General features: G+C 41.5%; 7 protein-coding genes. 4 read left to right on the top strand and 3 right to left on the bottom strand.

All coding sequences use genetic code 11. The features are described 5' to 3' along the window. Positions 1-39 precede the first annotated feature (39 nt). Positions 40-1713 (top strand): AMP-binding protein, encoded by a 1674-nt coding sequence (locus R3E32_02100; GenBank protein MEZ4883501.1) that lies wholly within the window; start codon positions 40-42, stop codon positions 1711-1713. A 40-nt stretch (positions 1714-1753) separates the two neighbouring features. Here the strand turns inward: R3E32_02100 and R3E32_02095 are convergent, their stop codons facing one another. After that, the gene (locus R3E32_02095; protein ID MEZ4883500.1) at positions 1754-2968 is read right to left on the bottom strand and encodes a molybdopterin molybdotransferase MoeA; all 1215 of its coding nucleotides are present in this window, start codon (positions 2966-2968) and stop codon (positions 1754-1756) included. A 110-nt stretch (positions 2969-3078) separates the two neighbouring features. Further along, on the bottom strand, positions 3079-6081 hold the full coding sequence (locus R3E32_02090; GenBank protein MEZ4883499.1) for a GH92 family glycosyl hydrolase: 3003 nt from the start codon (positions 6079-6081) through the stop codon (positions 3079-3081). 196 nt (positions 6082-6277) lie between these two features. Here R3E32_02090 and R3E32_02085 point away from each other — a divergent pair, with 196 nt between their 5' ends. Together R3E32_02085 and R3E32_02080 are read left to right on the top strand one after the other, a co-directional pair. Beyond that, a complete protein-coding gene (locus tag R3E32_02085; GenBank protein MEZ4883498.1) occupies positions 6278-7936 on the top strand; it encodes a DUF4139 domain-containing protein in 1659 nt (552 codons plus the stop codon). An 85-nt stretch (positions 7937-8021) separates the two neighbouring features. Next, positions 8022-13871, top strand: coding sequence for a carboxypeptidase-like regulatory domain-containing protein (locus R3E32_02080; protein ID MEZ4883497.1), 5850 nt, complete (start codon positions 8022-8024; stop codon positions 13869-13871). Here the strand turns inward: R3E32_02080 and R3E32_02075 are convergent. Further along, positions 13868-14548 carry a hypothetical protein gene (locus R3E32_02075; GenBank protein MEZ4883496.1) on the bottom strand — a complete coding sequence of 227 codons (681 nt, stop codon included), beginning with the start codon at positions 14546-14548 and terminating at the stop codon, positions 13868-13870. The genes R3E32_02080 and R3E32_02075 overlap by 4 nt on opposite strands. Positions 14549-14643: 95 nt before the next feature. On the opposite strand from R3E32_02075, the gene R3E32_02070 reads away from it, so the two are divergent. Continuing rightward, positions 14644-15726 carry a hypothetical protein gene (locus R3E32_02070; protein ID MEZ4883495.1) on the top strand — a complete coding sequence of 361 codons (1083 nt, stop codon included), beginning with the start codon at positions 14644-14646 and terminating at the stop codon, positions 15724-15726. The last annotated feature ends 49 nt before the right edge of the window (positions 15727-15775 follow it).

Here is a 15775-nt window from a genome sequence, read left to right as displayed (position 1 = left end):
AGTAAACAATCAACCAATTATAAATTAAACACAAACAAAATGGCAGCAGCACTTAAAACATTGATTGAATCCTTCTATGACAAGGAAAAAAACGTTCCTAACAAACCTTTTCTCCGTCAGCCTTTTGGCGATAAATGGGAAGTTTATACCTACGGAGAAGTAGGGCAAATGGCTCGAAAACTGGCAACGGGCTTAAAATCTTTGGGCTTGCCTCCAAAAAGTCACATCGGTTTGGTTTCCAAAAATTGCAGAGAATGGATCATTGCAGATTTGGCGATTATGATGGCGGACTACATTTCTGTGCCTTTTTTCCCAACTTTATCAGGAGAACAGATTGCAGAAGTATTGAAATTGGGAGATGTAGCGGCTTTGTTTGTAGGCAAATTGGATGTTTGGGATGACATGAAAACGGGTGTTCCTGCTGATATGCCGATGATTCGATTTCCGCACTACAAAGGAGGTTCTAAGGTAGAAGTAGGTGAAGATTGGAACGAGTTCATGAATCGTTTTGAACCCATTGAAGGAGAGCCTTCTGCAAAACTCGACGACCTTTGGACCATTATTTTTACCTCTGGCACTACGGGTACACCCAAAGGAGTGATGCTTCCTTACCGTGCACCTTCTGAATTGATGGAGGCAGCTAAGGTTCGCAATGTATTGAAGTTGGACTTCAATGGCGACAATGATTTTTTCTCTTACCTGCCCTTGAATCACATTGCAGAACGTGCCATTGTTGAAGGCGGCTGCTTGGCTTTTGGAGGTCAGATTTCTTTTTCTGAATCCTTGGCTACTTTCGCTAAAAACCTACAAGAATCCTACCCTACTACTTTCTTTGCAGTACCTAGAATTTGGACGAAATTCCACCTGAGCATTCTGGCCAAAATGCCACAAAAGAAATTGGATTTGCTCCTAAAAATTCCAATTATTTCGGGAATTATCAAGAAAAAATTAAAGGCAGGTTTGGGCTTGTCTAAGGCAAGAGTCTGTGTTTCAGGTGCTGCTCCTATTCCACAGTCACTCAAAGATTGGTATGCTAAAATCGGTGTTCCCATTGCAGAGGGTTATGGCATGACCGAAAATTGTGCTGCCTGTACTTTTTTGACCACTGATGAAAACAAACCTGGTTCGGTCGGTAAACCTCAAGACAAGGTAGAAGTGCGAATTGACCCTGAAACTGAAGAGGTTTTGATGCGTGCGCCTTATGTGATGACAGGCTACTACAAATCTCCTGACAAAACTGCCGAAACACTTGAAAATGGTTGGTTGCATACGGGCGATCAAGGGCGAATTGACAAAGATGGTTATCTCTATTTGACGGGTCGGGTGAAAGATACCTTCAAAACTGCAAAAGGTGAATTCATCGTGCCTGCACCTATCGAGTGGGGTTTTGAGAACAACAGCGACATCGAACAGCTTTGTTTGTTGGGTTTGGGTCTGCCACAACCTGTGTTGTTGGTCGTTCCTTCTGAAATTGGAGTGACCAAATCTCGACAAGAATTGAGAAGAAGCCTTGCCGACACATTGATAGAGGTCAATAAAGGCTTGGAAAGTTACTGCAGAGTGTCGACGATTGTGGTGGTGCAAGATGCGTTTAGCGTGGAGAATGGAATGTTAACCCCTACTTTGAAGGTAAAACGCAGCAAGTTGAATCAACGATACAAAGATTTGTTACTGGCTTGGCACGAACACAAAGAAGAGGTGGTTTGGGAATAGGTTGGATGGTTGGCAACCAAAACATATTTTAGTTTTAATTTTAATTTTCACTCCCATTCCTATACCGCATTAGCCCAAACACCTCGCCTGCTGCAAAATCGTTTCGATCACTCGGCAATTCCAAAAAGCCGTCTGCATCTACCAGATTTGCCAAATCACCAGAGCCTTGCCCTTCAACGGGAATCGCCCAAAGTTTGCCATCCTCACCATTCTTCAATTTCACCTGCAAAAAATAAGTCAAGGCAGGTCGAAAATGAAAATCAGATTGGAGGATGGCAAACTCTTTTTGGAAAGGAGGCAAACCCAAACTTTTGCGAAGCCACGGCTGAAAATAGCGGTGGGCGCACATAAAGGTCGAAACGGGATTGCCAGGCAAAGCAAAAATATGCACACGACTGTTTGCTGTTTTTCCAAACCAAAAAGGCTTCCCAGGTCGCTGTGCTACTTGGTGAAACAACTTTTCGACCTGCAATTCCTCCAATACCTCTGGCACAAAATCCAACTTCCCTTTTGATACGCCGCCACTCAAAATAATCACTTCAAAATCTTGCAAATACTCCGATAATTCTTGGTGAATGTGCGCCTTATCGTCTGGCAAATGTCGGGTTTCGGCTGCAATGCCCCATTGCAGCAGTGTAGTTTGAAGCGAATAAACGTTGGATTTTCGGATTTGATGCGGCAAAGGCGTTTCTGCGACATCGACCAATTCATCCCCTGTTGAAACAATGACCACTTTTGGCAAACGACTTATCTCCAGATGTGTTTTGCCAATCGTTGAAGCCACTGCAATTTCTGCCGAAGAAATAACTCGACCTTTTGGAACAATCAGCCCTCCTTTTTGCCGATCCAGCCCTTGCTGATGTACGTTTTGACTGTCGTTGATTTCTTCAAGCAGTATGGTCGCCTTGCCATTCACAATTTCCACATCTTCGTAGCGAATGACCGTATCTGTATTTTTGGGTAAAATGGCCCCTGTCATCACCTCCAAACAATTGTCGCTATTTTGCAGCGTTTTCTGAGCCATTCCCGCAGCCTGCAAATCCTCTATCGAAAAAGTGCGCTTACCTGCTGCAAAGGTTTGGTATTGAATCGCTATGCCATCCATCGTGATGCGTGGAAAGGGAGGAAAATCTCTATCTGCCTTCAAATCTTCTTGCAGCACTCGCCCCAAGGATTGAACCAAAGGCACTGTTTCTGTGCCTATATTGCAGATATGGTCGAGGACTATTTGGGTAGCTTGTTGGATGCTTATCATGGAAATGAAAATAAAAGTGAAAATGAAAATTAGTGATTTGGCAATGGTTAACAACCTTGCCAATCTCAGATGCCGAAGAAATCAGAAATCGGTACAGTTGAGCGACAAATCTACTCAATCACCACCTCATCCACAAATACCCAACACTTTCCGCCAACTCCCTTGTGCCAATACGGAACATCACCTCGATTTTTGGCTACCACCTTCACATACCTCGCCGATTTGTTCACCTCACACACATAGTCTTTCACCTCCGAACCCTCCAACATTTCCACAGGAATAGCAGCCGTTTTGATGGTTTTCACCTCCTCAAAGTCTTTACCATTGTCCGAAGTCCAGAAAGTAACCGAAGTAGGCAAGAAAATCCACGAATTTTGGTCACGAAGACAGCCAAGTGTCAGTTGGTGAACCTCTTGCGATTTACCCAAATCAATCACCGCTTCCATGTCCACCCCTTCATAGCCCTGCCAAGAACCTGTCCTAAAATCGGCTGGCGCACGGATGAAGTCAATCAAAGCCAAATCGCCTCCACCAGAATATTGTGGAGCGTATTCGGTGAACAATTCTATTTTACGGTTTTCGGGAATTTTGAAGAATTTGGCTTGAATCGTTTGGCTCTTTTTGCCGTTCTTTTTGGCTGCAAAGGCGGTTAAAGTAGTTGTTTCAGTTAGTTGGATAGAGGTTTGATAAACAGGTGATTCCATTGAAGGTTGGCTACCGTCCAAAGTGTAGTAAATCGCATCGTCGCCCAAAACTGTTCCCAACTCCACCGTAGTTGTTTCCATAAACGTTCTGTCGCCTTTCGCTACAAAAGGCACAGGCACAATGAGGTGTTCGGTGATGGCGGAGGAGGGAATATCACGGTTGCCGCTTCCCCATTTTTCATTGGGTTGGTCGCCCATTTCAAAAACCAAAACACCCCCTCGCATGATGTCTTCGTGCCGCAAAAAAGAAGCCGTAAAAATTTGGTCATTGAAGGTAGCCCGCTGAATGTATTTGTTTTGGCGGCTGTTGTTTTTCGCTTCAATGACAAACTGTTTACCGTCCTCAAGATTGAGCATCACCTTATCAAAAAGCGGTGAACCAATAGCATACACATTTTGGGCGGGAGTCACTGGATAGAAACCCATTGCAGACAGCACGTACCAAGCCGACATTTGGCCACAGTCTTCATTACCCGACAAACCATCTGGCGCATTGTGGTACATTTCCTCCATGATTTGCCGCACCTTTTCCTGCGTTTTCCACGGTTTTCCGACATAGTTGTAGAGGTATGCAATGTGATGACTCGGCTCATTGCCGTGTGCATATTGACCAATCAAACCTGTGATGTCCGCCTGTTCTCGCCCCGAAGTTGCAGATTCTGCCCCAAACAAAGCGTCTAAACGAGCTTCCAAAACCGATTTGCCGCCCAACAACTGTATGAATCCTGCAATGTCTTGCGGCACATAATAGCTGTATTGCCAAGCATTTGCTTCGGTATAATTGAAGTTTACCTCAGCAGGGTCAAAGGGTTGCCACCACGTATGATTGAGTTTTGCCCGCATGAATTGGGTCGAAGGGTCAAAGATGTTTTTGTAGGATTGACTACGCTTCAAAAAATATTCGTAGTCCTCCGTTTTGCCCAAATCTTTCGCCATTTGGGCAATGCACCAATCATCGTAAGCATATTCGAGGGTTTTGGAAACCGACTCCGATTCAGATTCCGAGGGTATGTAACCCAATGTTTTGTAGGCATCCAAGCCCAAATGATTCTGCTCGGCACTGTGTTTCATCGCTTCAAAAGCCAATTCCACATCGTAGTCCCGAATCCCTTTACGGTAAGCATCTGCAATGACAGGAATGGCGTGATAGCCAATCATACAGCCTGTGTAATTGCTCGCCAATTCCCAAATCGGCATGATTCCGCCTTCACGGTATTGCGACAAAAAAGTTCGGATAAAATCGTTGGTACGCTTGGGTTCGATGAGTGTATAAAGCGGATTTGCAGCACGATAGGTGTCCCAAAGTGAAAAGACGGTGTAGCGGTCAAAACCTTTGGCAGTGTGGATTTGATTGTCCATTCCTCTGTATTTGCCGTTGGTATCCGTATAAAGATTTGGGGCAAGCATGGTATGGTAGAGGGCGGTGTAAAAAATGGTTTTTTGGTCTTCCGTTCCTCCTTCAATCTGTATTTTGTTCAATTGCTGCTGCCAATTGCCGACATTGTCTTCCATCACCTCCACAATTTTCTCCAAATTCCAATCTTTCGGACTTTCTTCCTCCAAATTTTTCCTCGCTCCTTCAATGCTTACCGCCGAAATAGCCACTTTCACCATAATAACTTCATTGGTGTCTGCATCAAATTTGACATAACCTTTGACGTTGGTTCCCTTCAATTCTTTTGCACCAATTTTGATAAGGTCGTCCAATGCCAAACCAAACTGCTTGAAGGGTTTAGAAAATTGCGCTACAAAATAAACGTGTTGTTCTTTCGCCCAAGCGTCTGAAATGCGGTAGCCTTCAATTTCGGTATCGCTCACGACCTTCAATGAAGCCTCCAATACTTTGTCACGGTGCAACAAGTCGATGATGATATTGGCATCTTTTGATTTGGGGAAGGTGTATTGATGGTAGGCAACTCGTTTGCTCGCCGTTAGTTTTGCATGGATGTTGTAACTTGTCAAATCCACACTGTAAAAACCTGCTTTGGCGGTTTCGGTATCGTGGCTAAAAGCCGAACGGTAGCCCAATTTGCCATCTGCGCCATTGTTGAGCGTCACCGTTCCCACCGTTGGCATCAACAAAATATCGCCATAATCCGAAACCCCTGTTCCGCTTAAATGTGTGTGGCTGAATCCATACAACAAACTATCGCTGTAATGATACGCCGAACAGCCGTCCCAACCCTCCAAACGGGTATCTGGACTCACCTGCACCATACCGAAAGGTGCAGTCGCTCCAGGATAGGTATGCCCATGCCCACCTGTACCGATAAAAGGATTGACATATTTCAAATAGTCTTGAAGGTTTTCTGTGAGGATTTCGTGTTGAGCGGTTTCCGTTTTTGTTTGCTTGTTGCAACTTGCGAAAAGAGCTAAAAAGCCGATGAGGAGGATTGCAGTTTGTTTCATTTTGCAGTGTTTTGGTTTCGTCCTCAAATGTCGCCAAATCTGTTAGATGTTGGCGAATTTTTGGCGTGGATTTTTTTTTGAAGTGGCTATACAATTTGACCATTTCAAAAAATCAATGGATTTATAAGCTAAAATTTCTACATTCAACGTTGAATATAGAAATTTTTATTTCTTCATGTTAATCCATCTTTTTCTTATGAAACACCTTCTTTACACCATCGCATTGTTGTGCGTATTTGTCCATCTGCAAGCCCAAACCCTTGATTCAAAAGCCAAAATTCTGCAAAGCCAGATTACAGCAGCGACCGTTTACCTCAATGCCGCAGAAGTCCATCGAACTACAAAAACACAACTTTCGTTGGGTACAAATCAATTGATATTCACCGACCTATCTCCGAAAATGGACAAAAATAGCATCCGCCTGACTGCTGCAAAGGGTGTCAACATCCTGTCTGTCACTGTTCGCAACAAAGACCGCAAACTAGAAAATAAATCCGATTTTATCAAAGAAATGGAGGATTCGGTAGAGTGGGCAAACGACCAAATTACCCTACTCAACAACGACTTGGAAGCCTACAGACTCGAAAAAGAACTACTGCTGCAAAACAAAAACATTGGCGGCACTCAAACGGGAGTCGACATCACCGAACTCAAACTAGCGGCTGACTTTTACCGACTTCGCCTCAAAGATATTCACCAATTGCAGCAAAAAACACAAAAGGAGATAGAAGAAAGTAGAACCCTTTTGTCCAATTTGAAACACCGCCTGCAAGAACCTTTGCAGCAATGGAACACACCCAAAAAAGAGGTTTTGGCAACTGTTGAAGCAAATACTGCACAAAGCGTTGATTTTGAATTAAAATATTTGGTATCTGATGCGCTTTGGAGTCCAAGCTATAATTTGCGGGCAACCGACATCACCAAACCCATCACCCTCGAATACCAAGCCCAAATCTATAACAACACAGGTATTGACTGGAAAAACATCCAACTCAAACTCTCTACTGCCGACCCCACACAAACCGCTGCCAAACCAGAATTGGAGGTTTGGACGCTCAACCACCAACAACAAAAATCGTACGGAGAAGGAATTGTTGATGCCAAACTTTATGGCTATGGTTTAGATACTGTTTTTGTAATAGATCCCATCACTTATGAGGAAAAAATGGAAATAGTACGGAATGATTCAAATATTCAACAAGTTGAAGTAAGCGAACTCAGCACCGAATTTGTAATTGAAAAACCATACGATATCCCTTCTACTGCAAGCCCTTATGAGGTTGCCGTAACACGATACGATTTGGATGCTCACTACAAACATTTCTGTGTACCCAAATTGGACAGAGGCGTATTTTTGTTGGCGCAGGTAACAGGTTGGGCAGATTTGAACCTCATTGAAGGGCCTGCAAAAGTGTACTACCAAGATACGTACATGGGAACATCTCTCATTCAGACAAGTGGCATCAAAGACACCTTGGATTTGTCTTTGGGCAGGGATGAAAAAGTGGTCATCACACGCACCAAACGCCAAGACGAAAGTGGCAAAAAGTTTTTGGGCTTCAATGTCAAAGAAACTTTCCTCTACGAAATTGCCCTCAAAAACAACCGTGCTACACCCATACAAATTGAAGTACAAGACCAAATCCCTGTGTCACAAGAAAAAGACATTCAAGTAGATGCCATCGAAATCAGCAATGCGGAACAAGACGAATTGAGTGGCAGATTGTTGTGGCAGTACAATCTAAAAGCTGGGGAAAGCAAAAAATGGGTAGTGGCTTTTTCGGTGAAATATCCAAAAGGGAAAAATGTGGTGATTCGGAAGTCAAGGGCTATTTATTCTCCTCGCTTTTTTTAGTTGGGATAGTGACCTCTTTTTTCTTTCTACTTTTGTATGACTTCCAAAGTTCAATACTACACATTCACCATACAAGTGCAAAATGATGAAAACCAATTTTATACTTTTTTTTCAAACCATCATCTTGGGTTTATTCTTGTGTTCATTTGCCGATTTAAAGGCGCAAAATAAACCTAACACCTCTTCCAAACAAAGCGATATAGCTGCGTGGTACAAAATCACCGATGAAGAAGCCGAGCAAATTTTGAAGGGAAAGCAGGAAATTGAAGATAGCACTTTGCTGCACAGCTTGACGGGTATGGCTTCAAGAGAAGAATTTTACCCCAAAAACATCGAACACAAAGGCTATTACCTAAAAGTGAGTGTAAACGCCGAAAATCTTGATTTTGAACTTCGAAGCTTCAATAGCATTTCTGCACAAATATTGAACATTCAGCGAGGATTTGCGCTCCGTGTGGTAGATTCAATGGGGATTTTACTGCAAAATGCAGATGTCACCTACAACAACAAAAGACTGCCTTTTGAAGCCGCAACACAAACCTACCGATGCCAAAAATGCAAGAAAAGAGGCTTATTGGTCATCAAAGCTTTGGAGGAAACGGTCTTGTATGAAGTGGAGAAAGAAGATAACTATTGGCGTTCAAAACCCTTTTTTCAGACCAAAGTGGGCAAAATTGTCAAGTTTCCCTATACGCTTGCCCAACGTTTTTGGAGGAAACTAAAGACCTTTAGCTTCTTTGAAAAAAAGTATCATGGCAAGGAATACCAAGGTTATATCGCCTGCAACCAACCCAAATACCAACCGCTCGACACCGTAAAAGTGAAAGCATTTATCACCAACCGAAAAGGCAAACCTTTGACCCAAATCCTAGAGGCAAGGCTTCAAAAAGGAAAGTATGACCGAAAAGCGATTTGGAAACAAGATGTTGAACCCAATAGAAAAGGAAATTATGAAGTAGAGTTGGTCTTGGGCGATTCCCTTCAATTGGACGAAACCTATAGCATTGGTTTGTATAACACAAAGCCAAACCAATACAGTTCGTTGATGTCTCAATCCTTTGACTACGAAGATTATGAATTGGATGCCATTGAATACAGCTTCAAAAGCGACAAGGAAAAATACGCTGCCGAAGATTCGATTGAACTACATTTGTCTGCCACATACAAAACGGGTTTGTATGTGCCTGATGCGTTTGTGAAATTGACCGCAAGAACAAGGGTACTCGATTATACGGATAAGGTTGACAATTTTCAGGCGGATGAAGTCTTGGTGAAAGATACGATTTGGACACACTCACAAGTCCTCAATGCAAGTGATACGACCTTGATTTACTTCCCTTTATCTGCTCTCCCAAATGCCAATGCCAAAATATGGGTGGATGCTGAGTTTACAGACAGCAGTGGAGAACTGCAAGGTCAATCACTTAGTTTTGAAGTGACACAAAAAAATGTTGAAGCAGGTTGTTTGCAATTGCGATTAGAAGGAGCGTATGTCATTGCAGAATGTATCGAAAATGGAACATCTGTTCCCAAAAAAGTAAGTTTTGACATCATGGGAATGGATAGTGAAATTTACGGTCAACGTGTAGTAGAACTTCCTTACAGTGAACGGGTTAATGGTGGCGTTTCTACCTATTGGATACTAAGCATAGATGGTGATGAAAGCACCTCTTTGGATATGGAGAAATTGCAGCCCAATATTGAAGCAGGCAATTACCAACAAAATGACTCTATTTATATTTACCTTCAAAACCCTCGACAAATACCTGTTTACTATTCCATTTACGAAGGGAAAAAACTGCTTCAACAAGGCGAAACCGAAGAAGAACGATTTGTATGGCAGCACATAAAAGGTGGTAAAGAAAATTATTTCATAGAATACAGTTATTTGTGGGCGGACGAACCGAACAAACAATTGCGGCAATTTGATTTCCCCAAAAACCGCTTGGACATTCGCATCGAACAGCCCAAAAACATTCAGCCAAGCGAAAAAGTCACCGTCAAAATCAGCGTGAAAGACCACCAAAAAAAGGCAGCCTCAAAGGTCAATTTGCTTGCAGGGGCTATCAATGGTCAATTTGAAACCTTTGACAATTTTTCGGGCCCTTATTTACGACAGAAAAAAGCGAAAGAACCCAAAGGTTTTCCTGTATTGGAATTGAATCTTCTGGATAGCGAAAAGGGTAAAAAGAACGTGGAGCGAATGTGGTACAAAAAACTGCAATTGGAGCAAAAAACCTACTACCAACTGCGCTATCCCGACAAAGGAGTTTTCATGCAAATGGATAGCATTGAAGAAATTAGCCCACAAGATACTTTTTACAGAAGCATCGCCCAATTTGCTCCACATTTGGTAAAAGATGGCAAAGAACAACCGATTTACCTAATTTTTTGCAACAGGCAATTGGTGCATTATTATGAGGTCAATAGCAATGCCCCCTATAGTTTTGTGGGGCAAAATGGCTACAACCAAATAGAAATTCGAGGCAGGGATTTTTCTTATACCATTGACAGCGTGTTGTTGAAGAATGGGCATAAACTGACCTTTTCGATAGACGAAAATCACTACCTTCAATCGGAACAAGCCAGACACATTCACCGTCAAGCTGCAAAACCAGAATTGAGCAAGCAAGAACTCAATTTATTGAAGCAACAAATCTTCTTTTTGCGAACACCCTATGAAAAACTCGGTGATTATTATGTACTTCAAGATGCCCATACGATTCACCCAATTGAAGCAAAACGAAGCGGCACTTGGCAAATCGGGCCCTTTTTCCCCCGCAACAATTTGACCCTTATTCGCAAAAATCACTACCACAATACCTTTTTGTTTGAAGAAGGATTTGAATACGAAATTGAAGCACAACGAGAGCGTTTGTACGAAAACAAACACTTTGACAAGCCTTTTCCCTTACCCTATTCGCTTCCCCAGAAACCCATTGGACAAGTCCTTTTTCACCCCAAAAATATCGTAACCCAAGACACGCTTCTAAAAATATCATTTGACACAAAAGCGTACCGAACCAATAGAAAGAATGGGCTTTACAAATTAGAATACATTACCCAAAAAAACCTAAAAGACGATTTGTTCGCCATTGTTTTGATGGCAAACGACAGCACCTATGGCGTTTATGAACCCAATACCCGACAATGGAACAACCTTCCTCCTCATGATTACCAATTGTTGTTGGTCAAAAACAGTGGTGCTTACTTCCAAAAAAGCTTCAAAATCGAAGCCAATGCGCTTACTTTTCAACGAATAGATACGACTGCAAATTTTGTGGTAGATAGTGCTTATCAGTTCTTGAATGGATTGACGCAAAAGCGGTTTCAGCCTATTTCTAAAAAGAAAATTCCAGAACAGAAAGTAAAAAAATACTTTGGCAATATCAAAAGTAATGGTGTTTCGGGTGTTGAAGGACAGATTACGGATAAAGAAACGGGTGAGCCTTTGATTGGAGTGAATGTAGTAGTGAAAGGAACAACTACAGGAACTGTGACAGACATAGATGGTTTTTATCGTTTAGACTTGATTGCAGATGATTATACCCTTGAAGTGTCTTATATTGGTTATGAAACAACTACAATGAATACAATGGTAACGACTTATGGTCATCAAGAGTTCAATCTTGAATTGGAAGAAAGTAAGCTTTCTTTGGATGAAGTTGTGATTGTAGGATATAGCACATTCAAACGAGGCAGAGGGGATTATATGGGAATCATAGGAAACTTGAAGAGAGAAGATCAGACTGTTACATCCAAAATGATAGTAAGTATGCCAACACTAAATGTGAGTTCAATTGCAGGTATGGCAGCAGGAGTTTACCAAGGTAATGATAAGTACGATGTGCTTACAATAACAGGCGCACGTGATTCAGCAACGGAATATTACATAGATGGCATTAAAGTTAGAGGGCTGGATTCATTACCAAATTCAGCCCTCTCAGATTCAAAAGTACAACTCCGCTCCAACTTCTCAGACTACGCCTATTGGCAGCCCAACCTGCTTACCGACCAAAACGGAGAAGCCTATTTCACCGTCACCTTTCCCGACAATTCGACGCAATGGCGCACCTTCGTTTTGGGAATGAACGACAAAGAGCAAGGAGGTTTTGCTTCTACAAAAACCAATGCCTTCAAAAAAATCATGGGACAACTTTCCGTTCCCCGTTTTTTGATTGAAGGAGATGAAACCGCTATTTTGGGTAAATCCTTGAACTATACAGAAGACTCCATACACATCGAAACCCAATTTAAAATGAACGAAGAAGTGCTGCAAAGCAATTCTGCTAACATCAAAGAAGCACTCATAGAAAAAACCAACATTACCGCCCCTTCAAACCGTGATAGCCTGATTATGACTTATTTATTGACCACACAAGATGGATATGGCGATGGTGAAAAGCGGCAAATTCCTATTCTGAAAAAAGGCGTAGAAGAAACAACAGGTGATTTTTATGTCTTGGAAAACGATACGCCCCTTCAGCTTTCCTTCAATGGAAACTTGGGCGAAGTCCATCTCTATGCCCAAAACAGCATCTTCGATTTGCTGCAAAAAGACTTGGATTACCTTCAAAACTACCCCTTTGGCTGTAATGAACAAAACGCCAGTCGTTTGATGGCGTTTTTGCTCGAAAAAGAAATCAAAGCACAATTGGAGGAGCCTTTTCGACACGAACAAGAAATCCGCAAAACCATCAAAAAACTCGAAAAAGCACAAAACAACAACGGTTCTTGGGGATGGTGGCAAAACGGTAAAACCAATCCGTGGATGAGCCTCTATGTGACCAAAGCACTGCAAAAGGCAAAAGACATGGGCTATATTATTCCTGCAATAAATACTGCATTGAAGCACATTACCAACAGTTTGCCCCAAAATCTATCTGCTTCAATATCTACATCAAGGAACTTAAACCCTCCTCTTTTGATGAAGATGAAGATGAATTCCAACCGACAGTTGTTGAACACCTTAGCATTTTTGAGTGAAATCGGGCAAAATGCCGACTATGAAAAATACTTGAAGTCAATAGAGTCAAATCTATCAGAACCCACACTTTACGACCAACTGCAAATCTTGAAAATTCGCCAGATTTGGGACTTGCCCCACGACCTGCAATTGTTGGACAGCCTCCGACAAGAAAGCACTTTCGGGAATTTTTATTGGGGTAAAAACGGGTATGGATGGTATGACAATGCGATTCAAAACACACTTTTGGCCTTTAATATTTACCAGAGAGCCAATCGAACAGAAGATTGTCAAAAAATCATTGGCTACCTTTTGGAGCGAAGAGGGCGCAATTGTTGGCGCAATACCTTTGAAACTGCCCAAATTTTGCAGGCGATTCTGCCGACTTTATTGAAGGAAAGTGGAGGAAAATTGGAGGAAAACCAATTGGTTTTATCGGGTGCTTTTGACCAAACGATTACCGAATTTCCTTTTGAAGCCAAAGTATTGATAAACAAATCTTTGACTGTTCACAAAACAGGCAGCACGCCCCTTTATTTCACCACCAATCAATCCTTTTGGAATCCAAAACCGAAAGCAAAATCTGATGTTTTTGCAGTTCAGACTTCTTGGCAAAATGCTCAAAGTGAGTCTCTTCAATCATTGAAGGCTGCGGAGAAAGCAACATTGAAGGTGGATATTGAAGTGAAAGAATCGGCAGAATATGTAATGATTGAAGTGCCGATTCCCGCAGGTTGTTCTTATGGAAACAAGGGTAAAAATTCTAACCCTTATGAAGTCCATCGAGAATATTTCAAGGAGAAAGTGGCGATTTTTTGTGAGAACTTGCCAGTAGGCAAGCATAGTTTTGAAGTACCTTTGGAAGCAAGATATACGGGAGATTATACAGTGAATCCTGCAAAAGTGGAACAAATGTATTTTCCTGTTTTTTATGGGCGGAATGAATTGCAGCGAATTGAGATAGATTAAAATTCCAATTCCCCTGGTACTTTTCTATCTTCAATTTCCAAAAACTGCTCCAATTCTTGCTCCAAATACAAGGCTTGTTCAGGTGTTTGGAGGTTGGTTAACAGCTTGGTATGTTTCCCTGTCACGTCAATCAAATACAAGTGGTATTCCTGACTGGTTGAACCATTTTTTCCACGATTGATTTGAAGTTTGCAGAACAATTGGTCAATTTCGCTCACCTCCAATTCACAACTGCCCCGCCACGGAAGTGGTTCATGCAAAATTTTTAGTCTAGCTGAAGTTACATTGATGTGGGTGGTATTGAAAAAGCCTGCCAACACAGTGTAAATCAAACCTACTCCAACTGAAAGATGGATTACTCCAAAAATTGCCATCATCCATATACCTTCTGTAAGCGCAATGTAGTACCAAACAGCCATAAATCCGTTCCAAAACAAGGCGAAAAAAGCCAAGAAGATGTATATAGGTGAATACCATTTATAGCTGATATCTAAGCTGCTGCGAAGTTTTAGAATTTCGAATTTCTCGGGCATTGGTATGGCAGGGCGGGGAATTTTCACTTGCTCTTCAATACTAAAAATGGCATTACAATTCGTACATTTTGCGAGTGCTTTTTGAATATTGATGTTTTCGGCAGGAATTACCTCGCCACAATTCTTACATTTGATATTGGACATTATTTTGTGCTTTTCGGATTTTGAAGGTTTTGATATTGAAAATACGGCTAATTTCCGATATATTGCAGTAAAAATACACTGATTTAATAAAAACGATGGCAACACAAGAAACGGAAATACACTTATTGCAGCACCAACCTAGCAAGTTGGTACTATTGTATCAGCCTTTACTGCAAAAATTGATACAACATTATTGGAAACGTTTGGACAATTCTTATAGTTCCCCTTCTGAGTTATTGCAATACACTCAAAAAAACTTACCTTCTTTACTGCAAAAAATCTTCAAAAAACAGGGAGAAAAAACAAGCATCAAAACCTTAATCGTTGAGGCAGCAAGATTGTTGTTCAATGATTTTGAAGACACCTATTTTTTGAAAAACAATTCCCCGCAATTGGTGGTCAAATATTCATCCATGATTGTGGCAAGAGTTCGGTCGTATGTGAATACACAAAATCTAAAGGAATCGGATGCCGAGGATGTCATACAATCTGTTCAAGAAAAGCTGATTCTCAAAATACAGGGTGGGCAATTGGCGAGTTTTCAGGGCGGTGCTTTGGTGCGGACTTTTTTGTTTCGTGTCATCGAAAACCTCATCAAGGATGTCTTGAAGTCTTTGCGTACCAAAAAATCTAAGATAAGCAGTAGTGGAACTGAATTGAAGGAGAACCATGCGGTTGAAAATTCAGTTTTTAAGTCTTTGATGGGTAAAATAGATTTGGAGCAACAGACAAAAGTCCTTAGCTATTTACTGCAATTGTACAAAAACATTGACCGTCAGAAGTTTGAATTGAGTTCTAAGGTTAACTACCAAATAATACTGGGTGGTAAAGATTTGAAATTCTTGGCATTGTCCGATGATTACAAAGTAGAGTTATTGGTCGTTTTTGGCAAAGACTACACGCATCTATCTACGGAGGAAATTTGGAAAAATTTGATTGTGTTCACCAATGAACTTGAAGGAAAGAACAACACACTTGACGCTCTTTGGAAATGGTTCACACGTCACCGTAATTGGATGACGGTCAAAATATTGTTTATCCAAAGATACGATGGCGAGTTGAGCAAAAAAATGACAAGTGAAGAGAAAACTTTATTGACAAAAATAAGTGTGAGGAGTTTGAGCAAGTTTGTAGATGATTATTTTGGCGAAGTAGTTCATGCTTATTATTCACGCTGATTTACCTTTTTTGGGAAAAACGTTTATATTATTAGAGGCTTCTGTATTG

Source organism: Chitinophagales bacterium (genome assembly GCA_041392475.1).
In the GTDB taxonomy this organism is placed as follows: domain Bacteria; phylum Bacteroidota; class Bacteroidia; order Chitinophagales; family UBA2359; genus JAUHXA01.
The sequence above is the reverse complement of the archived record's forward strand: the minus strand, read 5'-3'. Positions and strand labels throughout refer to the sequence as shown.

What these genes read in the sequence shown, in the direction of transcription:
- R3E32_02100 (MEZ4883501.1), top strand. Translation starts at nt 40, where the DNA reads ATGGCAGCAGCACTTAAAACATTGATTGAATCCTTCTATGACAAGGAA.
- R3E32_02095 (MEZ4883500.1), bottom strand. Translation starts at nt 2,968, where the DNA reads ATGATAAGCATCCAACAAGCTACCCAAATAGTCCTCGACCATATCTGC.
- R3E32_02090 (MEZ4883499.1), bottom strand. Translation starts at nt 6,081, where the DNA reads ATGAAACAAACTGCAATCCTCCTCATCGGCTTTTTAGCTCTTTTCGCA.
- R3E32_02085 (MEZ4883498.1), top strand. Translation starts at nt 6,278, where the DNA reads ATGAAACACCTTCTTTACACCATCGCATTGTTGTGCGTATTTGTCCAT.
- R3E32_02080 (MEZ4883497.1), top strand. Translation starts at nt 8,022, where the DNA reads ATGAAAACCAATTTTATACTTTTTTTTCAAACCATCATCTTGGGTTTA.
- R3E32_02075 (MEZ4883496.1), bottom strand. Translation starts at nt 14,548, where the DNA reads ATGTCCAATATCAAATGTAAGAATTGTGGCGAGGTAATTCCTGCCGAA.
- R3E32_02070 (MEZ4883495.1), top strand. Translation starts at nt 14,644, where the DNA reads ATGGCAACACAAGAAACGGAAATACACTTATTGCAGCACCAACCTAGC.